At 52.0% G+C, this 20271-nt stretch carries 23 protein-coding genes; 22 read left to right on the forward strand and 1 reads right to left on the reverse strand.

Annotated elements, in window-relative coordinates; translation table 11 throughout:
* Positions 1-53 precede the first annotated feature (53 nt).
* The 22 genes from ACKU40_RS02315 to ACKU40_RS02420 all read left to right on the forward strand — a co-directional run bounded on the left by ACKU40_RS02315 (position 54) and on the right by ACKU40_RS02420 (position 19430).
* Positions 54-569 (forward strand): DUF5675 family protein, encoded by a 516-nt coding sequence (locus tag ACKU40_RS02315; protein ID WP_320174929.1) that lies wholly within the window; start codon positions 54-56, stop codon positions 567-569.
* A 125-nt stretch (positions 570-694) separates the two neighbouring features.
* Entirely contained in the window at positions 695-889 is a 195-nt protein-coding gene (locus tag ACKU40_RS02320; protein WP_320174930.1) for a hypothetical protein, read from the forward strand.
* Positions 886-1275, forward strand: coding sequence for a holin family protein (locus ACKU40_RS02325; RefSeq protein WP_320174931.1), 390 nt, complete (start codon positions 886-888; stop codon positions 1273-1275). The genes ACKU40_RS02320 and ACKU40_RS02325 overlap by 4 nt, the downstream gene beginning before the upstream one ends.
* Positions 1268-1663 carry a DUF2730 family protein gene (locus ACKU40_RS02330; protein WP_320174932.1) on the forward strand — a complete coding sequence of 132 codons (396 nt, stop codon included), beginning with the start codon at positions 1268-1270 and terminating at the stop codon, positions 1661-1663. The genes ACKU40_RS02325 and ACKU40_RS02330 overlap by 8 nt, the downstream gene beginning before the upstream one ends.
* Positions 1663-1956, forward strand: coding sequence for an ArsR family transcriptional regulator (locus ACKU40_RS02335; RefSeq protein WP_320174933.1), 294 nt, complete (start codon positions 1663-1665; stop codon positions 1954-1956). Before ACKU40_RS02330 ends, ACKU40_RS02335 begins: the two co-directional genes overlap by 1 nt.
* Entirely contained in the window at positions 1956-2492 is a 537-nt protein-coding gene (locus ACKU40_RS02340; RefSeq protein WP_320174934.1) for a phage protein Gp27 family protein, read from the forward strand. Before ACKU40_RS02335 ends, ACKU40_RS02340 begins: the two co-directional genes overlap by 1 nt.
* On the forward strand, positions 2485-3843 hold the full coding sequence (locus tag ACKU40_RS02345; protein WP_320174935.1) for a terminase large subunit domain-containing protein: 1359 nt from the start codon (positions 2485-2487) through the stop codon (positions 3841-3843). Before ACKU40_RS02340 ends, ACKU40_RS02345 begins: the two co-directional genes overlap by 8 nt.
* Positions 3843-4169: a hypothetical protein gene (locus ACKU40_RS02350; RefSeq protein WP_320174936.1), complete on the forward strand. Its 327-nt coding sequence runs from the start codon at positions 3843-3845 to the stop codon at positions 4167-4169. The genes ACKU40_RS02345 and ACKU40_RS02350 overlap by 1 nt, the downstream gene beginning before the upstream one ends.
* 3 nt (positions 4170-4172) lie before the next feature.
* Positions 4173-5771: a portal protein gene (locus ACKU40_RS02355; protein ID WP_320174937.1), complete on the forward strand. Its 1599-nt coding sequence runs from the start codon at positions 4173-4175 to the stop codon at positions 5769-5771.
* Positions 5752-6006, forward strand: coding sequence for a hypothetical protein (locus ACKU40_RS02360; RefSeq protein WP_320174938.1), 255 nt, complete (start codon positions 5752-5754; stop codon positions 6004-6006). The genes ACKU40_RS02355 and ACKU40_RS02360 overlap by 20 nt, the downstream gene beginning before the upstream one ends.
* Entirely contained in the window at positions 5999-6793 is a 795-nt protein-coding gene (locus tag ACKU40_RS02365; protein ID WP_320174939.1) for a capsid assembly protein, read from the forward strand. The genes ACKU40_RS02360 and ACKU40_RS02365 overlap by 8 nt, the downstream gene beginning before the upstream one ends.
* Before the next feature lies 1 nt (position 6794).
* A complete protein-coding gene (locus tag ACKU40_RS02370; RefSeq protein ID WP_320174940.1) occupies positions 6795-7631 on the forward strand; it encodes a phage capsid protein in 837 nt (278 codons plus the stop codon).
* A 14-nt stretch (positions 7632-7645) separates the two neighbouring features.
* A complete protein-coding gene (locus tag ACKU40_RS02375; protein WP_320174941.1) occupies positions 7646-7894 on the forward strand; it encodes a hypothetical protein in 249 nt (82 codons plus the stop codon).
* A 75-nt stretch (positions 7895-7969) separates the two neighbouring features.
* Positions 7970-8554: a hypothetical protein gene (locus ACKU40_RS02380; protein WP_320174942.1), complete on the forward strand. Its 585-nt coding sequence runs from the start codon at positions 7970-7972 to the stop codon at positions 8552-8554.
* Between the two features lies 1 nt (position 8555).
* Positions 8556-10295, forward strand: coding sequence for a hypothetical protein (locus ACKU40_RS02385; RefSeq protein WP_320174943.1), 1740 nt, complete (start codon positions 8556-8558; stop codon positions 10293-10295).
* Positions 10296-10302: 7 nt separating this feature from the next.
* Complete coding sequence (locus tag ACKU40_RS02390) at positions 10303-10749, forward strand: hypothetical protein (RefSeq protein ID WP_320174944.1); 447 nt, start codon at positions 10303-10305, stop codon at positions 10747-10749.
* A 1-nt stretch (position 10750) separates the two neighbouring features.
* Positions 10751-11239, forward strand: a complete 489-nt coding sequence (locus tag ACKU40_RS02395) for a hypothetical protein (RefSeq protein ID WP_319778294.1) — start codon at positions 10751-10753, stop codon at positions 11237-11239.
* Positions 11232-13292 (forward strand): hypothetical protein, encoded by a 2061-nt coding sequence (locus ACKU40_RS02400; protein ID WP_320174945.1) that lies wholly within the window; start codon positions 11232-11234, stop codon positions 13290-13292. Before ACKU40_RS02395 ends, ACKU40_RS02400 begins: the two co-directional genes overlap by 8 nt.
* Positions 13286-15076 (forward strand): hypothetical protein, encoded by a 1791-nt coding sequence (locus ACKU40_RS02405; RefSeq protein ID WP_320174946.1) that lies wholly within the window; start codon positions 13286-13288, stop codon positions 15074-15076. Before ACKU40_RS02400 ends, ACKU40_RS02405 begins: the two co-directional genes overlap by 7 nt.
* Entirely contained in the window at positions 15066-17708 is a 2643-nt protein-coding gene (locus tag ACKU40_RS02410) for a hypothetical protein (RefSeq protein ID WP_320174947.1), read from the forward strand. Before ACKU40_RS02405 ends, ACKU40_RS02410 begins: the two co-directional genes overlap by 11 nt.
* A 3-nt stretch (positions 17709-17711) precedes the next feature.
* Positions 17712-18008, forward strand: coding sequence for a helix-turn-helix domain-containing protein (locus ACKU40_RS02415; RefSeq protein ID WP_320174948.1), 297 nt, complete (start codon positions 17712-17714; stop codon positions 18006-18008).
* A 513-nt stretch (positions 18009-18521) separates the two neighbouring features.
* Entirely contained in the window at positions 18522-19430 is a 909-nt protein-coding gene (locus ACKU40_RS02420; RefSeq protein WP_320174949.1) for a formate dehydrogenase accessory protein FdhE, read from the forward strand.
* 86 nt (positions 19431-19516) lie between these two features.
* On the opposite strand, the gene ACKU40_RS02425 is transcribed toward ACKU40_RS02420, so the two are convergent.
* Positions 19517-20269: a transporter substrate-binding domain-containing protein gene (locus tag ACKU40_RS02425; protein WP_320174950.1), complete on the reverse strand. Its 753-nt coding sequence runs from the start codon at positions 20267-20269 to the stop codon at positions 19517-19519.
* Positions 20270-20271: the final 2 nt, after the last annotated feature.

The following is a 20271-nucleotide window of genomic DNA, read 5'->3' on the forward strand; positions in this document are numbered from 1 at the left end:
CCTTTTGCAAAAGCCGAGAGAGCCACACGAACAACAATATGGAGGCTGAAAGAATGAAGAAGGTTGAATTGAGGCGTGTCGAACAATCCGAAGACGTGACCATCGGTGTCCTTACCGTGGACGGTGAAGGTGTCTGCTGGTGCCTTGAAGAGCCGTGGCGCGAGAATGAACCTGATGTGTCCTGCATTCCTGCGGGAACTTATCCGCTGGCGTTGGAGCATTCCCCCAGCAAGGGCCGCATGCTGTGGACCATCAAGGACGTACAGGGCCGTAGCTACGTGCGCATCCACATCGGCAACTCTGTTGATGACACCGCAGGCTGTGTGCTTCCCGGAGAACTTCCGGTCACCAAAAATGAAAGGCGTGAAGTCGAATTCAGCGCACGGGCTTTCGGCAAGTTCCTGACAGCCATGGGCGATGGCGAAGCCACCGCGCAGATCACCGTCATCAACGTGGACGGCAGCAAGGGTGAGCAGGCCGAGGGCAAGCCCAAGCCTGAACCCAAGAAAGCCGCCAAGGCTAAGGACAAGAAAGAAGAAAAAACTGAAGCTGCTGAAGCGGAAAAGTAATGGGTGAATTTCTGAAGTTTGTCGGGCTGAGTGTCTGGATTGTTTTCGGGTGCTGGGCCTTGTGTTCAGGGTTCGCCAAGCTTCTCTGCTATGTCGGCAGTCATTTTTAACCCAAGGGAGATGTGATGAAATTCTGGTTTTGTTTGAACTGGATTGTTCTGGTTATCGCCGTGCTCTTTGTTGTCTGGGCATTTGTAAATCCCCGCTTCAAGGGCACTCACAATTATGACGCGCTTGGTCCGCTTATTATCGGCGGCGGCATTGGACTGGCTGATCTCATTTCGTGGGGAATATACGGCCTGGTCAGGTGGTTGTCGTGATCGGTTCAATTCTGGATCTCGGCAGCACCATTATCGATAAGATCTGGCCCGATGCAGGTGAGCGCGAAAAGGCCAAGCTTAAGCTGATGGAATTACAGAACCGTGGCGAGCTGGCCGACCTTGAAGCGCGGGTCAAGATCATGCTGGCCGAGATGTCCGGCAACTGGTTGCAGCGTTCATGGCGGCCCATCCTCATGCTGACCATCATCGCCATCGTAGCCAACAACTATCTGCTTTACCCGTATCTGGCCTTGTTTTGGGCCAAGGCTCCGCACCTTGAGCTGCCGCCGCAGCTCTGGAGTCTGATGGAGCTGGGGCTGGGCGGGTACGTGGTCGGGCGCAGTGCGGAGAAGGTAGCGAAAACATGGAGGGAAAAGAGTGGCTGAGAGTTTTAACATGGCAACCGTGGATCATATCCTGAAGTGGGTTCAGGTGGTCCTGATTCCTTTGGGTATCCTTATTTACAGGCAGTTTAAAGGGCTGCGTGAAGATGTGGCTACGTCCATCAAAGAGCAGAATCAGGACATGAAAGAGTTCAAAGAAGGCATCGACAAAAAGATGGATGGCTTCTGCGACAGGCTCACTGAAAATGAAAAGCGGATCGGCAAAAACGAAATAGCTCTGGAGAACCTGCCCAGCAAAGATTCAGTGCATCAGCTTGCCTTGGTAGTTGAGCGACTACTGGGTGTTTTTGAGGGAACCAAGGCCGTCATGAAGCGGTTGGAACGAATCGTTGAACGGCAGGAAGAACAAATCCGTGAAGGGGGAAAGTAGTGGATTATCCTGAACGAGTTGCGCAGCACCTGCGCATTACCATCCTGCGCTTCCTGCAGGAAGAAGCGAACTACGCGCTCAATGAAGACATCCTGCTGGATTTGACCGTTGAATATGCCTTTGACCGTGACAGCTCAAGGCTGCGCAAGGAACTGCGCTGGCTTGAAGATCAGGGCTTGGTGGAACTCAAGGACGTAAACGGTCTTTACATTGCCACCCTGACCAAGCGCGGTTCGGACGTTGCCAACGGCAAGAAGCATGACGGCGTTAAGAAGCCGGAGCCGAGGCTGTAGTGGCTGACAATAAAGTTGGCCGTGGTCGGCTCTCATCCATCCACACTCTGCCTGAAGAGGTTAGGGTCTTTGTTGTGGACGCGCTGCGGGACAATCGTTTGTCCCAGAAGCAGATCTTGGAACAAGCCAATGAACTGCTTGAAGAGCTGGAAATGGAAGAGAGGATCAGCAGGTCAGCTCTTAACCGTTTTGCCATGGCCACGGAACGAGCTGCGCGTGAAGTGCGTGTTGCCCGTGAAGTTGCGGAACAGATTGTGGGCGATCTCGGTGATATTCGCCACTCAGATCTGGGCCGCGCAACTGTTGAGATGGTTCGCACTCTGACTTTTAAAACAGCGAACAAAATGCTGGCCGGTGAAGAGCTGGATGCGGAATCCCTTAAGGATTTGTCGCTGTCTGTTCAGCGTGTCCAGAAAGCCGCCATGGACTGCGCCAAGTTCGAGCTGCTGGCCCGTGATGCCAAGAAGGCAGACGAGGACGATGAACCTAGAGACATTGTTGTCACCTGGGCTGATGAGGAAGAAGGCGATGAGTAAGATGCCTCAGAAAGTTGTCATCCCTTATTCCCCGCGCACTCTTCAGCGTCAGGTTTACAGGGATCAACGCCCTTACCGCTTTTCTGTCGAGATCTGCCATAGGCGTTTCGGTAAGACGGTCATGTCCGTCAACAAGTTGATCCGGCGCAGTATTCAGTCCGAACTGCCGGACTGTTTCAGCTCATACATTGCACCGCTCTACCGTCAGGCTAAAGCGGTGGCATGGCCGTACCTGAAATATTACCTGTGGAACTATCCGGGGATCAGCTTCAATGAAGCAGAGCTGAAAGCATGCTTTCCCAGAGATTCCAAGGGACGGCAAAAGGTCATTCAGCTTCTTGGAGCCAACAACCCGGACAGCCTGCGCGGTTTGTATTTTGACGGCGTGATCTTTGACGAGATCGAACAGATGCCATGGAACACATGGACTGAAATCGTCCGTCCTGCATTAGCTGACCGTAAGGGCTGGGCTGATTTCATCGGTACACCCAAGGGCAAGAACGTCCTTTGGAAATTGTACCAGCGGGCCAAGAACGACCCGAACTGGTTTGCGGCACTTTATCGTGCTTCCGAGACAGGAATCCTTGATCCTGAAGAACTGGAAGCCATGAAGGCGGATATGTCTCCTGAAGAATACGAACAGGAGATGGAATGCAGCTTCATGGCGGCAATCAAGGGCGCGTTCTTCGGCAGGCTGATGGCAGATGCCGAGCGGGACAAACGTATCGCTAATGTCTCTTACGATTCCAGCTTGCCTGTTCATACTTCATGGGACCTTGGCATGAGCGATTCGACTTCAATCTGGTTCGTGCAGGCGTATCCCGGAGGCAAGTACGCTGTGATCGACTACTACGAGGCCAGCGGCGAAGGCTTGGACCACTACGCCAACGTGCTCAGTGAGAAACCGTACAGCTACGGACGGCACATTGCGCCTCACGATATCCGGGTACGCGAACTGGGTACGGGAAAAAGCCGGCTTGAGGTTGCCCGGTCTTTAGGAATCCGGTTTGACGTGGCTCCTAACATTCCGGTGCAGGACGGCATCAACGCTGTGCGAACCATGATTCCCAACTGCCACTTTGATCAGGGCCGTTGTGATCTGGGCATTGAAGCCCTGCTTCATTACCGCCGCCAGTTCAAGGAGAAGGCTGGAGACTTTGCAGCCAAGCCGCTGCACGACTGGTCATCTCATGCGGTGGATGCGTTCAGATATTTTGCCGTTGGTTTTCGCGAGGATCGCAGGCGCGGCCCCCGGCAGACTCACACTATCAACTCTCACAGCTCTATCGGCCTCGCAGGGGGTGGACACCGCCAGCAGGCAAGAGCTGAAAGCAACCTATGGAGCATGTAATGGGCGGAGTAGTTAAAGTAATCTCCAAAATCGCCAACCCGGTCTACGGGCTGACAGGAAAATATGACCCCGTATTAGCCGAGCTAAACGGCGATAACAAAGTTGAAACTCAGGCCGGACCTACCACTGCGGAGCTTCAGGCGCAGCGTGAAGCTGATGAAGCCGCAGCCGCAGCGGAAGAAAAGAAGCTGGCGGACGTTGCAGCGGCCAAGGCCAACAACACCCTGCGTAAGCGGCAGAGTTCGTCCACTCTGGCAACCGGCGCACTGGGGCTGGAGTCTGTGGCAAGTGTCGCTTCCAAGGGCCTTAAAACCACTCTGGGGTAATTCATGGATCTAGCTGAAAACATACTCAGCCAGTACACGGACGCCAAAAAGGACCGTGATAAGTGGACCGGGCTTTGGGATGAGCTGCACAGCTATTACCAGCCCATGAAGCGCAGCACCATCCAGCAGGGCCAGATCGGTGATGAAAAGATTTTTGAGTCCACACCTGAATACGCGCTGAACCTGCTGGCTTCCGGCCTTGGCGGTTTGCTCACTGACGGTTCCGACTCTTGGTACAAGGCCCGTCACCGTGACCAGAGCAAGGCTGATGACACGCAGGTAAAGGAATTTCTGGAAAGGGTTGAAGAAAAGCTGAAGCACGTTTTCACCGGTGATGATACCGGCTTTGCCCAGCATGACCACGAGCTGCTTTTTGAAGTCTGCCTGCTCGGTACCGGGGCCATGTACGTGGAAGCCGACCCGGAAACCCTTGTGAGGTTTTCCACCCTGCCGCTGCCCCAGTGCGTGATCAGCGAGTCTTCCAAGGGCCGGGTGGATACCCTGTTCCGGGAATACGAAATGAGCGCACGGGCCATTATGCAGGAATGGAAAGACAAGGCTTCGGACAAGGTCAAGGAGATGGCTAAGAAAAAGCCGGAAACCAAAGTGGCAATCCTGCATGCCGTGTTCCCGCGGGAAGGCATCAACAAGGGCATAGGTGCCCAGAACATGCCGTTCGGGTCGGTTTATATGGAAAAGGATTCCAAGACCGTGCTGGAAGAATCCGGCTATCAGGAATTTCCCTACATGGTTCCGCGCTGGTCAAAGGCTGCGGGTGAAGTTTTCGGACGCAGCCCCGGCATGACCGCACTTTCGGACACACGGGTGCTTAACGCCATAAGCAAGACCGAACTCATGGGCGCGGAAAAAATGGCAGATAGGCCGATGATGGTGCCGGATGACAGTTTTCTGGGGCCGATCCGCTCCGGGCCGGGCGGGATTTCATATTACCGCGCCGGCACCGGCGATGATGTGAAGCATTTGCCTGTAGATGTTGATCTTGCTGGTACCGAACTCATGTTGGAGCGCAAGGAAAAAAGCATCCTGCGCATCTTCATGTATGAGATCATGGCTTCCCCTGAAGAATCGGGAACGGCAACGGAATGGTTAATCCGTCAGAGCGAAAAGCTGCGGCTGGTTAAGCCGGTGCTGACCCGTTTGACTTCTGAATACTTGGTCATGCTGCTGAAGCGTGTGCTGGGAATCCTGCACCGATCCGGGGAGCTGGGTCCGTTTCCATCAGGAATGACCATTGATGACATTGTTCTGAGTGTTGAAAACGCAATCACCAGACTGCGCAGAGCACAGGAAAGCAGCGGATTGCCGCAGGTAATCAACTCATTGGCACCCTTTGCCCAGACTCCGCAGGAGCGTGCTGAAATGATGGATAACTTTGATGTGGACAAGATTGTCCGCCACCAGTGCGACAGCAACGCGCTGCCGCCGTCCTACCTGCGCGATCCTGACGAAGTGAAAGCTCGGCGCAATAAAAGAGCGGAAGACATGCAGGCCCAGCAGGCCGTGGCTGGAGCCGGTCAATTAATGAATTTTGCCCAACAGGCACAACAACTGGAGGACCCTAATGGCGGAAACGCAAAATGATGAAAAACAAGAATTAATGGAACAGCACCGGCGTTACCTGCGGGTGTTTGAAACTGATGACGGGCAGAAAGTGCTGGAGGATCTCAAAGCCAGGGGCTTCCATTCCAGAAGCTCTTTTTCACCGGAGCCGGGCCGCACTGACTTTAATGAAGGCCGCAGGTCAATCCTGAATCACATTCTGTTCATGACGGACACTAATAATTTTACCGAGAAGAAGGAGGAATCCCATGGGTAAATCCCTGCTGGAACAGGGCTTGGGGGACACGGACGATTCCGAGGACACCAAGCTTCAGAACGGAGATGAAGGCGAAGCCGGTGCGGATACTTCCGACGAGCAGAACCTGAATGGTGACGGCGAAGAAAATGGCGAGGATTCTGGAGAAGAAGGTGAATACCCTAAAGGAGATGCACCCAAGTTCATGATCCCCGGTGAAGATGCCACCCCGGAAGAAATGGCTGAGTTCTTCAAAGCCATGGGCGTGCCGGAAGACGGTGCTGAATACGAATACCCGGAAAGCATGGCTGAGATGCAGGACGAAATCAGCGATGAATTCAGGGGCGTAGCCAAGAAACTGAACCTGAACAAAGAACAGTTCAATGGTGTTTGCGACTGGGTAGCCAATAAGGCCGAAGAATTAGGTGATCTTGCGGAAGACAGCGAAGTCGAAATTGACCGCAAGGAACAGGTTGAACTGTTCAAGAAACAGCACGGCAAGAATGCCGCTAAAATGGCAGATGCCGCCTTGAGCGCGGCTAAGGCTATCGGCGGTGATGAACTTCTTAAGGCTCTTGGTTCTGCCGGAAACAAGGTGGAAGTATTGAATGCTTTCGCCGAGATTGCGCCGCTGGTGACTGAAAGTAAGTTCAAAGGGCCGAAGAAAGGTAAGTCAGGGGTTTATACCCGTGAGGAACTGCGAAAGATGCAACAGGACCCGCGCTTCAGCGATCCCACTAAACGGGATGATGCTTATGTGAAGAAGGTACGGGAAGGATATAAAGAATTAACTGAACAGGGAGAATAATATGGGCAAGAACGATGTCAGTGCAGCCTTTACTTCTGAATTTGAAGACGGTGTACACATTATCTATTCGGGTCAGGGCGGCTCCAAACTGCGTAATACAGTGCGTACCAAGACTAACGTAACCGGCAAGGATGTTACTTTTCAGAAAAAAGGGAAAGGCTCGGCGGGCAAAAAGACCCGCAACGGCGATGTTCCGCTCATGAACCCGGATCACACTCCGGCAACAGCCACTTTGGGAGACTGGTATGCTGCGGAACTGGTGGACAAACTGGATGAATTTAAAATTCAGCACGATGAACGCAAGACCTCTCAGGTCATTGCCGCTTCAGCCCTCGGTGGAGTTATTGACGGGCGTATCATCGGTCAGGCAGCCCTAACAACGAACGTCATCGGTGACGGTGCCACTGGTTTCAGTAAGCTCAAGCTTCAGCAGGGAAACAAAATTCTTAACGGAAACAGCGTTCCGCAGGACGGCAACAGATATGCCATTGTCGGACCGAACCAGTGGGAAGAACTGATGAACATTAAGGAGTTCGCATCCAGCGATTACTCCAAAGAGCTTTTCCCCTGGCTTCAGTATGCAGAAGGTAAAAGTTGGAACGGCTATACTTGGGTGATGCTGCCGGATCTCCCTCTGGTTGACGGTGTGCGTAGCTGCTTCCTGTACCACAAGACCGCTATCGGATTGGCTGAAGCCTGTGATGTCCAGTGCGATATTGACTGGGTTCCTCTTAAGGCGGCCCATCTGGTGAACAGTTACATTTCCGCCGGTGCGGTTCTGATCGACGGTGAAGGCGTGGTTGAAATCAAATGCGATGACGATGCACCGCTCGCATAAAGGGAGGACTTAATATGGCTTACGAATGGAAAATGATGAGACGCATTGACGGCGTACCGGGCCAGCAGCAGTTTCATTACAAAACCACTGATACGGCGACTACCGTCAAGACCAGCGGTTACTTCAACGATGCGGTCAATGACTTTAACCTTGATACCGGCGATGTAATCATCGCCACAACCGGTGCGGAAGGAGCTGCGGCAGTAGACCTGCTTGTGGCCAAGAACACAAACGGCACTGTGACCGTGGTGGCCAGCGCGTAATAGGCGGGCCTTAATCATATACAACTTACAAACGGGGAGGCCGCACGGCTTCCCCGTTTTTTTTAGGAGAATCGAATGTCCAGCTTAGAGAATATCTGCAATTCCGCTTTGACCCTGTTGGCTGCCAGCCGCATTAACTCCATTAAAGAAGAAAGCCAGGGCGCGCGACTTTGTCTTCAGCACTGGGAAAATGTCCGTGATGAGGTGCTGCGTTCACATGACTGGGTCTGCTGTCAGGAAATGACAACAATAGGCGCGCTGGCAGATAAACCTGCATATGGTTGGGATTATGCGTACCAGCTTCCCTTTGACCTGCTCAGGATTTCACAGGTGGCCGACAGGTCCGGGAACGTTATCGACAATTGGCAGCGCGTGGGATCGAAGATCCTGTGCAATGAACCGTCCCCCTTGTGTCTGCTCTACGTACGCCGGGACGAGAACACGTTAAATTATGATTCATTGCTCAGGGCTGCGTTAGCCGAGTGTCTGGCCAGCAAACTGGCTTATCCGCTGACCGGCTCAACTTCCATGGCGGAATCCATGATTGCTAAATATGAGCGAACCCTGACCCAGGCGCGGGGAGTCAATGCGCGGGAAACAGGAACGAACCACAAGTTAGTCCAGCACTCAAGCTGGCTGACAGCAAAATACGGAGGATAGTTTGTCCATATCAACCCCAGTCATCGCCAGCTTTACTTCCGGGGAGATCTCTCCCCGGTTGGCTGGCCGTGTGGATGTAGCCAAGTATTACAGCGGCTGCAAAACCCTTGAGAACTTCCATGTTCACCCTCATGGCGGGATCACCCGGCGCAGCGGCTTCCGATTCGTGGTTGAAGCTGTCAGCAACTCTGAAAAATCACGTCTGATCCCCTTTGAATTCTCGGAAACCCAGACCTATGTCTTGGAATTTTCGCCGTTGAAAATGCGGGTTTTCACTGGTCAGGGTGTGGTCAAGACCAGTGAAGGTGAGATTTATGAACGGGCAACCCCGTTCACTGCTGAAGACATTGCGCAACTTAACTTCTGCCAGTCTTTGGATACTCTGATCCTGACCTGCCCCGGTCATCAGCCCCAGAAATTAACCCGCACCGCGCACGACAATTGGACGCTGTCCGGTTTCTCCGCTCCGCAGGGAGCCGGACTACATCCCACCTGTTGCTGTTTTTACCAGGACCGTTTGTTTCTGGCCACTGCGGATGGGATGATCCACTTCTCTAAAATCAGTGACTATTGGAATTTCACCATGCCCGCAGCGGATGCGGAAGTGCTGGCCGATGCTCCGGGCCAGAGAAAAATCAGCTCCGGCAAGGGCAACCGCATTGAATTCCTTTTACCCAAAGACGTGATCTACGTTGGAACTCAGGGCGGAACCTGGACTGTGTTCGGCAAGAACGGAACATTCAGCACTCCTGACGTTGGTACCAAGCAGGCATCAACAGTGGGAGCAGCTTCAGTTGTTCCTGTGCTGGCTGCCAACTCGGCCCTTTATATTCAAAGAGCTGGACGGAGGCTTATGGAGATGGCCTATAATTTTCAGGTCGACTCATACCCGTCCAACGATATGACCATCTTTGCGGAACACATTACCCGTAATGGAATCAAGGAGCTGGCTTATCTGGAGGCACCAGATTCCATTATTTACGGGCTGCGTAATGACGGGACCTTGCTGGCTTGCACTTACTACCGTGAGCAGAACGTGGTTGCCTGGAGCCGCATCATAACCAAGGGCAAGGTTGAATCCATTGCTTCCATTCACAATGACGCTGTCGGACGTGACGAGCTTTGGGCTGTTGTTTTGCGGAACATCAACGGAACTGAAAAGCGGTTTGTGGAATTCATTGAGGCCGAGTTTGACAGCGTCAATGACGACACTGCTGTGGAAGCTTTTTTCCTTGATGCCGGGGTTACTTTTGATCTGGAAGAAAAGACCAAATCACTTTCCGGCCTAGAGCATTTGGCCGGGGCCGAGGTTGAGATCCTTGTGGACGGCGCGGTGATTCCTAACGAAACAGTTGCCGAAGACGGCAAGCTGGAACTCACTTCCGCAGGACAGAAAATCCATGTGGGACTTGGCTATAGCTCCGTTGTTGAACCTATGCCTCTTGAATTCGGCAGCCACCGGGGAACTTCCCAGACTAAGCCTAAATTACTCTTCAAAATTGCGGCCCGATTTTACAACACTCTGGGCGGAAAAATGGGCATGAATCCAGGCGAGCTGGACGTTATCTATTCCCGCGCTCCCAATATGCCTATGGGGCAGGCCGTTCCTCTTTTTACCGGAGACAAAGAACTCGTTTCCCCCACCGGTTGGACCCGAGGCAGCGTAATTCATATTCGTCAGGATCAGCCGTTGCCCATGACCGTACTTATGGTTGTCCCGACACAAGTTATTAATACTTAGGAAAACTATGAAGACTTATAAACGTGAATTTAAGGCAACAGATGCCGTTGATATCCAGCTTCGGGCCATGGACCGCAAAGACCTTGAAGGGGTAAATCTATATGAGTTGGGACTAGGTCTTGAGAAGTCCGCTTATGCCATGACTGTTGTCCGGGAAGACGGTGTCATCATCGGCTGTGGCGGGATTATGTATCAGGGATACCGGTGCGCTGAGGCATGGGCACTGACCAGCGACCTTGTACCGGAATATCCCATGCAATGTTTGCATTTGACCCGTGTGATAATGCGCAAGGCCCTGAAGGAACTGAAACTGGTACGGCTGGAGGCGCGGGTGCTGACTGAAAACAAAGTCAGCGTCAAGATGCTGGAGACCATGGGCTTTCTTTGCGAAGGGTTCAGCCGCAAGACCCCGCCCAATTTTAAGGACCGCTATACATTCGCAAAGGTGGTGTAATATGGCAGCAATTATCGGAGTTGTAGGTGCAGCTGTATCTGCCGTGGGTCAAATTTCCGCACAACAATCCAAAAATTCCGGCTTGGAATACAACGCTCAGCTTCAGGAGCAAAATGCAATCCTCACTCAGGATGCTGCCCTGCGCAATATTGATGCTGAAGAGCGGGAACATAAGAAAGAATTGGAATTGCTGGACGAAAAACAGAAACGAGAACGGTCGCAGTATATAGCGGAGAACGCCGCTTCAGGTTTTGAAATGGTCGGCACTCCGCTTTCCATTCTGGCTTCAACTGATTGGATGGATGAACGGGACAAGAATTCCCTGATCATCAGCCATAACCAGCGCAAGAAAAACATCATCTACGAAGCCGACAACAAAATGGCCGGTTATTATAATTCCGCCGCAGCCTCCAGAATGCAGAAAAGCAATGCCGGATTCCTCGGCGCTGGCGGCTCGCTGCTGTCCATGGGGAGCCAGATGTATGGATAGAACTCTTATCGGATATAACCTTGGCCGGGTTCAACCGGGTAATGCCGGTTACGGTGTTAACCCCAATGCGTTGGCTGCTGATGGTGAAGCTCTGGCGCGGCTGGGCAATACTATCTTCAATATCGGTGAAGATCGCAAAGCAGATCAGGCCCGAACCCAGTTGCGGGATTATTTCACAGGCATGGAAGCTGAAGAAATGGAGTTCCAGAATTCATGGCAGGAACGCACCGACTCCAGCCGCTTCAAAGTTGGCGATGAATCTAAGGCTTATTACCAACGGAAACGTAAAGACATAGAAAAGCAATTTGGCTGGAACTCTGACGCTAAAGAAGTTGCTCTGAGCAAGCTGGCCAACATGGAAGCGCGTGGCAATGGTCTGGCCATGAACTTTGTTTCCAAGAGAAGAAACGAAGAAAAGGCCCTTTCATTCCAGAACTCCGGGGCTGCGCTGCTCAACTTTGCGGCCGCTAATCATGAAGATCCTACTCTGGTTTTCGACAAGCTAGGCCAGTTTAATGAAGATATTCAGGCTTCCTATCCTGAAGAAAAAGCGATCCAGCTCATGCGTACTACTCAGGATCAGACTTTGATTTCCATGCTCTCGGCTCAATCCTCGAAGGACCCACGCAAAGCCAGGCAGACTTTGGAATCTCTAGTAGATGAGGAAGGTAATTCCCTGCTTTCCGCTGCTCAACAGCTGAAGATTGCGGATAAGATTGAATCTGATATCCGCATGGTCGAGAGGCAGGAACGGGCCGAGCAGCTTGTCCAGGAAAGAGAGGCAGCCAAGGCTCTGGAAGAACGGGCCATACTCCTTCAGGAGAAACTGGCTGATGCGAATGCTTATGCTATAGCAACCGGCTCAGAACCGGAGGGCTATGCAGATCTGCTGGCAACCTACGTGAACCTTGGCGGTAAGTATGCACGACAGGGCCAAAAGCTGGTTACAGAGATGGAGAGTCGCAGGGAAATGGCTTTCTTCCTTCAGGAAGGACAGGTGGATGAATCCGGCAATCTGGTGCCTATCAGCCAACAGTGGGCGCGGGTTGAAAGCCTGCGTCCTGATGAAATTGAAGGCGCCTCTGAACAGCTTCAGAAGTACAACATTGCCCGTGATGCCCTGACCAAGCGGCTTAAGGCTTTTGAAAAAGACCCTGCCGGGAACGTTTGGGATCGCGCTGGACGGAACGTTGAAGCCGCGACAACCGGCTTGGACATTACCGAAGAAGAGCGGCTGCGTATGACTATTGAGAAGTCCTTGCAGATGCAGGAGCAACTTACAGGCCGCCCAGGCGTAGTTCTGCCGGAACAGGTCAAGCGTAACCTGAAGTCTGAATTCAGCAGCGCGGACACTGAAGGTAAGCTTGATTTCCTGCGTCAGCTTCAGGGTAGCTGGGGCAACTATTCCGGCAGAGTCATCAACGAAATGGAACTGCCCGAAGGTGTTGACCTTATTCAGGAGCTGTTACCCACAGCCATGGATGAGGACCTGCGCACACTGGTTGCAGCTTCTACAACTCGCACAGCTGATATTCCCGGCAGTCTAAAGGGTAAAGATCTCACAAATGCAGTCAGTTCATCTGATTTTCTGGGGTTGATGCAACGGGTTGGAACGCTTATTCCAGCCAATGAAGCCATGCAGCGCAGGGTTTCCGGCCTGGAAGATGTAACCAAGAACGGGGCTAAGCTGACCGGATCATCAACCGGCGCAACCATTCTGGATAAGTACTACCAAACACTGAACGAAGATCAAATAGCCGTGTACTTTCCCAAGAATATGGTCAGTGATGCTGTGGAAGATCAGCTTCATGATCGGCTGAACAACCTTGACCAGGAGCTGGCTTTCAAATCTGTCACTCTCGGCAAGGCAGGAGCTGCGGAATACATTGAGCACATAGAGAATAACGGGGTCTGGATTACCATGGATGGCCGTTTTGTTCTGCTTGATCCGGCCAGTCAGAAGTTGGTTACAGATGCTGAAGGCAATGCTTTAAGCCTTGAGTTCTCACAGGTTAAGCCCTCATCTCTGCTGGAGGATATTGATCTATGGTAGATATTCCTCTTTCTACTCCGCAGGATGAACGCAACCGGGTAATGGAAAACCGCCCGGAGCTGGGCCGTTATCTCGGTGCTTCCATGACTGAAGCATTTGAAGACACCACCCTTGCTGTGGCCATGGACGAAACCCGCATAGCCAACGCCGAGCGTGACGCATACGGGGCCAGCTCCAGTTCCTTCTGGGGGCCGAACCCTTATGATCCGGTAACCCAGCACAGTGAATGGATGCAGCACCGCAGTACCCAGAAGCAGCTCCCGTATATGTCGGAAGCAGACTGGCAGAAATCCGAGCATTACCGGGAAGGCATCAAATGGGAAGAAACCATGACTCCGGTCCGGGCCGGAATCTATGCCGAGGAATACGACAAGCGCAAGGAGCGTACTTCCATCATGGAACGAGGGGGCGGCGGTGCGCGGTCCGTCCTCGGCTTCGGCGCCGGGATTGTTGGTTCATTGCCTGACCCGGTGAACTTTATTCCCTTTGGCGGAGCTGTGCGCGGAGGTTCTACCATGGCCCGTGTGGGTGCGGCAGTGTTTGAAGGCGCGGCCAGTACCGCGCTGGCCGATGCCGTGGTCATGCCCAACCGGGCCAAGATGGGCAAGGACGTAGGGCTGGCCGACTATATGTCTGATGTGTTCTTCGGTGCTGCCGTTGGTGGGCTGTTCGGCTTCGGCGGTGCCAAGCTGCACGACATGCGAGTGGCCAAGCTGCGCCGTCAGTCCGATGCGCTGACCCGGCAGAAGGTTGCCGAGGCTGCTGATAAAGCCATTGATGACCTAATTAATGACCGCCCTGTGGATGTCTCAAACATCCTGAAGGAAGTGGAAGAGCTGGGCCGCGGCTATGACCGTGTACTCGCAGATCCCGTTGGTGATCCGGGTGAGGTGCTGGCCACTTTAGAGCCTGAAGACTTGGAAAAAATTCTGGTTGAGCGTGGGCCGTCAATGTTCAACGAGGACGGCAACCTTGTGGTTAAGCACAAGAAATTTGCCCGTGAATATAAGTCCCGTGGCTGGGGCCTGGTCAAAATCATCTGGAGGCATGGGGAGGAAAGCGGGAAGCAAGCCGACCTGAAGGTTAGAAAGGAAGACATACTTAGTCTTCCGCATGTGGTGCGCGAGTATGACCCGGCAGTGCAGCACAAAAACAATATAACTTGGACTGTTGCCCGTGAAGACGGGGCGCATGTCGTTTATGTAGCCAAGAAACGGAAAGGCAATCCTGATCAGACTTTAGTTTCTACCTTCGTAGACAAGACAGGTTCCTATTCCCTTTCAAAAAGAAAAACTTCCCGCGTCTCCCAGTCGATGGCTACCGAAGGCAGTCTTTCACCTGCTGGGGATACACCTGCCAAGACTTCGCATTCATCTAAGCAGGGGCGAGAAGTTTCTGAAGGTCAGAGTCTCCCGAAGGGGGATGACCTTAACGGGGATACAAATGCCGGGATACCTGATCGTCCGACACAGCCTGACCTTAATAAAGAAATAACTACCGACACACATAAAGTCAATCTGAAAACAGAAACCATTGAACCCATCAAGCCGCTGGAAGTCCCGGACTACAAAGCTGATGCCTTTGAAACCATGGGTATTGATGCCAAGAGCGGCAAGTCCCAGGAAGAAATTGAACTGGATAGACTTATAGCTGAAGGCAGGGTCAGTGAAGAAGATCTGCTTGAACTGGACTCTGCCAAGGATCTCGAAGCCAAAGTGGCCGACATGGAAGAAGCCGGACTTGGCGTAGTTGAATGTGTATTGGGGGTGCCGGATGCCGAGTAAAGCGGATTGTGTACAGGCTGTAATTGATGGCGGGCTGGAACGGACAGATGCCGTGGCCGTGGTTGAAAAGATGCTCAAGAAAAAAAGGGAGCTGAAAGCGGAAGGCGGACTGAACCGGGCCACTGACGAGCTGGTTGACCTGCTTGCCAAGGAGTCTGAGGAAGCAGCCATTGCGGCAGCGCTTAACCGTAAGCAGGTTGCCCTGACCATCCTGAAGCGCAAGAACGTGGATAGTTTTATCTCTCAGGTTGAAGGCGAAGGCTTTCATTTCCTTGATGCCATGGAAGCCATGATGGTCGGCAGCTCCAAGAAATTCAGCGGTGCAAGGAATAGCGTAAGCCGCAAGATGCGGGGCATTCAACGCCGTTGGCAGGGTGGAATTCTTTCCGAGCTGGAAGCATTGGACGGTCCGGTGCAAAAGCTTCTGCTGAAGGATAAGGATTTCCAGAACGATGTGGCCAAGGCCATGATGGAACCGGAGAACTTCAAGGGCAAGCTGGCCGGACAGGTGGCGGAAGTGCTGGGCAAGTATTGCGAAGATGCACGGCTGCGCATGAACCGCGCCGGGGCCAACATCGGCAAGCTTGAAGGCTGGATTCCGCAGTCCCATGATCAGTCCAAGCTGCTTTCCAAGACCCTTGGGGGCCGCGCGGGTTGGGTTGATTTTGTCATGGAACACTTGGATGCAGAAAGATCATTTCCTGATATGGAAGAAGACGATGTCCGCACAGCCCTTGAATCTGTATTCGATACCATCTCCAGCGGCAAAGATCTTAAGACCAACGCGAAAGCCAAGGGTGAACACGTTGGCCCTGCAAACTTGGCCCGCTCCATGACCAAACACCGTGTGCTGCACTTCAAAAGTGCTGACGATTTCCTGCAATACCATGAGATTTATGGGCGCGGTAACGTGCTGGATAACGTGCTTGGCCATCTGGATATGTCTTCCCGCAAGCTGGCCCTGATGGATACCTTCGGCCCTAACCCGGAAGTGATGCTGGAATCCCTCATCGAGGCCGAGAAGCTGCGGGTGCGCAATGATGTTGATGCCGCGCGGAGCTATGTGAATTTCGAGAAGCTGCGCAACATGCGCCAGGAAATGACCGAGCCGCAGATCAAGGCCCATGCCGAGCAGCGTCTGAATAACGCTTGGAGTCAGGGCCGGGTTGTTTCCGGCAAGCTGGCCCACTGGTACGCCGAGTTAAACGGGGAAACCTTCGGAGCTGTGAGGCCCACGGCTGCGAAGATCGCATCCGTTACCCGTGCAGTAATGAGCATGGGCAAGTTGGGCGGCGCAACCCTTTCCGCTGTGGCCGATGTTTTCGTCAAGGCCATCAATGCCCGGCACCACGGAAACAGCCTGCTGAATTCATGGAAAACCGCTTTTGATATGCGTTTTGAGGGACTGAGTTCTGAAGAGCAGCGCAAGATCTACCGTTCACTAGGAACCATGATTGACGGCACTCTCGGAGACTTGGCAGCTAGGTTTGAGGCTCAGGACTCGCACCTCGGCAGCACCAGCTCACATCTGAACCGCTTCTTTAAATGGTCAGGCTTGACCGCATGGACCGAGGCCAACAAGTCCGGTTACGTGCATATGCTTTCCACGGAGTTGGGCCACGTTAGCGGTCTGGTCTGGGAAGATCTGCCCGAAGCCACCCGGCGCATACTGGATTGGCAGGGCATCAGCATGGAAAAGTGGGAAGTGCTGCGCTATGCCGCATCCAAGGAAGTTGACGGCAATACCCACCTTCTGCCCGAAAAGGTCTGGGCTCTGGACGATGCGGACATTGATCCGCTTATTGAACATAGGCTTGAGAACTTCCGTGGTGATGACGAGCAGCGCGAAGCGTTTCAGCAACGTCTGCGCACCGACATGCGCCGGGAGCTGGAGACCGATCTTATGGGCTACTACGCTGATGAAACCATGTACGCCATCATTGAACCTGATGAGAAAACACGGGCCGCCATGGTGCGCGGGACCCGGCCCGGATCAGGCTGGGGCGAGGCTGCGCGGTTCGTCACCCAGTTCAAGAGTTTTCCCATTGCCTACATTCAACGCACCATGTCCGGTAAACGCTGGAAACGTGCCGACGTAGACGGGCTGGATCTCATGGGAGTCAGTCACTACGTGGCCACATCATTTATAATGGGCTATCTGGCCATGACCGCCAAGGACCTTTCCAAGGGACGCACTCCCCGTGAGCTGGTGGATAAGGACGGCAAGATCAACATGGGAACCGCAAGCGCGGCCCTGCTTCAGTCCGGCGGGGCCGGAATCTACGGTGATTTCCTGCTGGGCAAGGTCAACCGCTTTGGCGGCGGGTTTCTCGGCACTATCGCAGGTCCCGCAGTATCCACGGCGAGCAGTATCGGCGTATCCATTAACCAGCTCTACACAGGCGAACCGACCAAAGGCCGGGACGGCCTGATCCGGGAAGCCCTGAACAACACCCCGTATCTTAACCTTTGGTACACAAGGGCGGCCTTTGACTACATGGTCGGCTACCATATCCGGGAAATGATCTCCCCCGGCACCATCAAGCGCACCCAGCGCAGACTCAAGAAGGAATATGGGCAGGAAATGTTGCTGCCTGTTGAGAATATCAAGCGGGGTGGGGGTTGGAGGTAGGCCGTGAGAGTAGGTTTTGAAAATGCTTTGCTGGATGCTCTTAATTCCGTCAAACATGGGCGCAAAACCCCTGAAGAATCTGTTTACCAGCTCTATGAGGCTTATCCGAATCTGGCCGATATACCGCACGAAACAAGACAGGCCAGACGGGATAGGAAGATGGCCATGGTTGTGAAGTTTAAAAAACAGGGACTTGAAAACGCTACAATCGCTAAGAGATTGGGAATTACTACAAGCTATGTGCGTAGGCTGTATAAACGGGCCATGGAACTGGAAGCGCGAGGTGACTATATATTATGAAGGGAATGGGAAAATCAGAAAACGCTGTATCAGCATTTAAAAAATAAAATTCGACCTAAACCTTGGGATGAAATCAAGGAGCCTTAAACGGCAAATTTGATCTTTGAAAATGAAATATGTGATAAAAGACCAGCGGCCCGAATAAATCGGACCGCTGGATATTTTCTTCTAGAAATGAAAAGGTGTTTCATATAGTGAAACTGGAAACTAAGGTAATTTATGTCGCTCGCGAGGGCGAATTATCGCGCGCGGCTACAGGAAGGGGAAACTCTTGCAAGAGTTTCCCCTTCCCCAGACCCCATCCCCTTCAGAACCTTTTAATAAGGCTTCGCCCTTAGGGACGGATTAGTTGGGGCTAATTAAAATAAATTTCTACAGATTTTCGTTAATGGACGCGAAGCTTATTAAAAAAGTTTGGGATTCTTAAACCCTTTTCAAAGGGGTTAAGCCGCCGGAAGCGAAATCTTTTGTCAAAAAGCGCGTAGCGCATCAAATATTTCTGGAGCATTATTAATGGGTAAGAATAAGAAAAAACGTGACGTTCAGGCTGGGCTTTTTGCTTTGCGTACGAGAATGCCTGCCTTAGAAAATATTTTTGATGCTTTCGGGCCGTTGGTTATTGCTCTGGAAAAAGCAGATGATCTTTTGGCGGATTGGAATGGCTATGAAATCCCGGAAGCATATGCCCCGCGTTTTGAGCAGGGTGTTGCCTTACTGGCGGATATGGAATTGCCGGAACTTGGTGAAAAGTACCGCGAAGTGTTCATGCTGGTTGCAGGGGCCGTTACTGAGGGGCTACCTGCGATATCCAAAGAGGTCGATAAAATCGTAGCTGCAGTAGGTGAGGTTGATAATTTTAATGATCTTGCCAAGGCTCTTTGGGATGAAGATAGCAAGATGCTACGGTCCTTGATTGATGAATGGAAGATTGATGACCAGACTCTGGCATTCATCGGGACTATGGCTCTTAAGCCTTTCATGGCCCGCATGGAACCTGAAGCAGCCAAGGCCATTGAGAATATGGCTTGGCATAAGGGTTATTGCCCGGTCTGCGGCACTTTTCCTGATCTTGCCCTGCTTAAGAAGTCCGGTGATGACAATGCCTATCTGAAATCCCACGGCGGGCAGCGCTGGCTGCATTGTTCCTGTTGCGGACACGAATGGCGGTTCAAGCGTAACACCTGCCCATGGTGCGAGAATGAGGATATTGAGAAGCTCCGATACCTGCAGGCAGATGAGCGCAAGAATGAGCGTGTAGATGTCTGTGAATCGTGCAAGCATTATTTCGTGACCATCGATACCCGTGAGCTCACCGATCAGCCCGACCCGCGTGTTGCACCGTTGGGGCTGGTGCATCTTGATATCAGCGCACAGGAAAAAGATTATCTGCCTCTGGCTGAAACTCCTTGGAATGTACTGTAAAATTTTATTGGGAAAATGAAATGAGAAACCGCCGCAGTCTGAGAGGTTGCGGCGGTTTTTTGGGTTCATACACAATTAGTGTATAATCAATTGTCTGGAAGATAAGTTCTTACTAACCAATCCAGCTTGCCTTCTTTTCTAATCTTATCAATTCCTATTTGAAATCTTCTTACTACAGCATCACTTGTATATTTATTAAAGGCGAAGTACAGCGGAGCTGTTTCAATCGAAAATATGACCTCGTAATTTTTTGGATTGATATGATTCTGTCCCATTTTATAAAATATTGCTTCTCTGTTGCCTGCTATTATATCTACTCTGCCCTTGTTGAGTTTTTTTATCATTGATATAACAGAGTATGATAGGTCTATTTGTTCTTCATCAAACTTTTCAGCTAGAATAGTTTCATATGCAATATCGTTTTTTATCACACTTATTTTGGATTTTTTAATATCATCAATGTTGTTTGCTTTTATTCGGTCCTTAGCGGCGATGAAATCAACGTCATAGTTTGCAATGGGGCCGGCCCATTTGAACAACTCTTCCCGGGCATTGTTGCGTACTGTGCTGAAGAGGCAGTGGTTGGGCTTGGCTAAAACATCCTTGTAAGCCCTCGGCCAAGGGTAGACATGCACCTTTGAAATATCAGCTTTAATCCCTGTTGCATTGAGTGCTGCCAAAAGAATATCAACAGCAAACCCTGTGGGCTTTCCATCAATTACAAAATTATAAGGCGGGAGCTCTTCAGTAATAAAGATAGTGTCATTTAGGGATTGGGCTGATGCTGTGACATTCAGGAAAAATATTAAGGAGATAGTGGTAAGTAGATATCTAAGCATAA

Origin of the sequence: Maridesulfovibrio sp., assembly GCF_963666665.1 — a bacterium.
Lineage (GTDB): Bacteria > Desulfobacterota > Desulfovibrionia > Desulfovibrionales > Desulfovibrionaceae > Maridesulfovibrio.

Coding starts and splice junctions, on each gene's coding strand:
- ACKU40_RS02315 (WP_320174929.1), top strand. CDS start 54: ATGAAGAAGGTTGAATTGAGGCGTGTCGAACAATCCGAAGACGTGACC.
- ACKU40_RS02320 (WP_320174930.1), top strand. CDS start 695: ATGAAATTCTGGTTTTGTTTGAACTGGATTGTTCTGGTTATCGCCGTG.
- ACKU40_RS02345 (WP_320174935.1), top strand. CDS start 2,485: ATGAGTAAGATGCCTCAGAAAGTTGTCATCCCTTATTCCCCGCGCACT.
- ACKU40_RS02350 (WP_320174936.1), top strand. CDS start 3,843: ATGGGCGGAGTAGTTAAAGTAATCTCCAAAATCGCCAACCCGGTCTAC.
- ACKU40_RS02355 (WP_320174937.1), top strand. CDS start 4,173: ATGGATCTAGCTGAAAACATACTCAGCCAGTACACGGACGCCAAAAAG.
- ACKU40_RS02360 (WP_320174938.1), top strand. CDS start 5,752: ATGGCGGAAACGCAAAATGATGAAAAACAAGAATTAATGGAACAGCAC.
- ACKU40_RS02365 (WP_320174939.1), top strand. CDS start 5,999: ATGGGTAAATCCCTGCTGGAACAGGGCTTGGGGGACACGGACGATTCC.
- ACKU40_RS02370 (WP_320174940.1), top strand. CDS start 6,795: ATGGGCAAGAACGATGTCAGTGCAGCCTTTACTTCTGAATTTGAAGAC.
- ACKU40_RS02375 (WP_320174941.1), top strand. CDS start 7,646: ATGGCTTACGAATGGAAAATGATGAGACGCATTGACGGCGTACCGGGC.
- ACKU40_RS02380 (WP_320174942.1), top strand. CDS start 7,970: ATGTCCAGCTTAGAGAATATCTGCAATTCCGCTTTGACCCTGTTGGCT.
- ACKU40_RS02390 (WP_320174944.1), top strand. CDS start 10,303: ATGAAGACTTATAAACGTGAATTTAAGGCAACAGATGCCGTTGATATC.
- ACKU40_RS02395 (WP_319778294.1), top strand. CDS start 10,751: ATGGCAGCAATTATCGGAGTTGTAGGTGCAGCTGTATCTGCCGTGGGT.
- ACKU40_RS02400 (WP_320174945.1), top strand. CDS start 11,232: ATGGATAGAACTCTTATCGGATATAACCTTGGCCGGGTTCAACCGGGT.
- ACKU40_RS02405 (WP_320174946.1), top strand. CDS start 13,286: ATGGTAGATATTCCTCTTTCTACTCCGCAGGATGAACGCAACCGGGTA.
- ACKU40_RS02410 (WP_320174947.1), top strand. CDS start 15,066: ATGCCGAGTAAAGCGGATTGTGTACAGGCTGTAATTGATGGCGGGCTG.
- ACKU40_RS02420 (WP_320174949.1), top strand. CDS start 18,522: ATGGGTAAGAATAAGAAAAAACGTGACGTTCAGGCTGGGCTTTTTGCT.
- ACKU40_RS02425 (WP_320174950.1), bottom strand. CDS start 20,269: ATGCTTAGATATCTACTTACCACTATCTCCTTAATATTTTTCCTGAAT.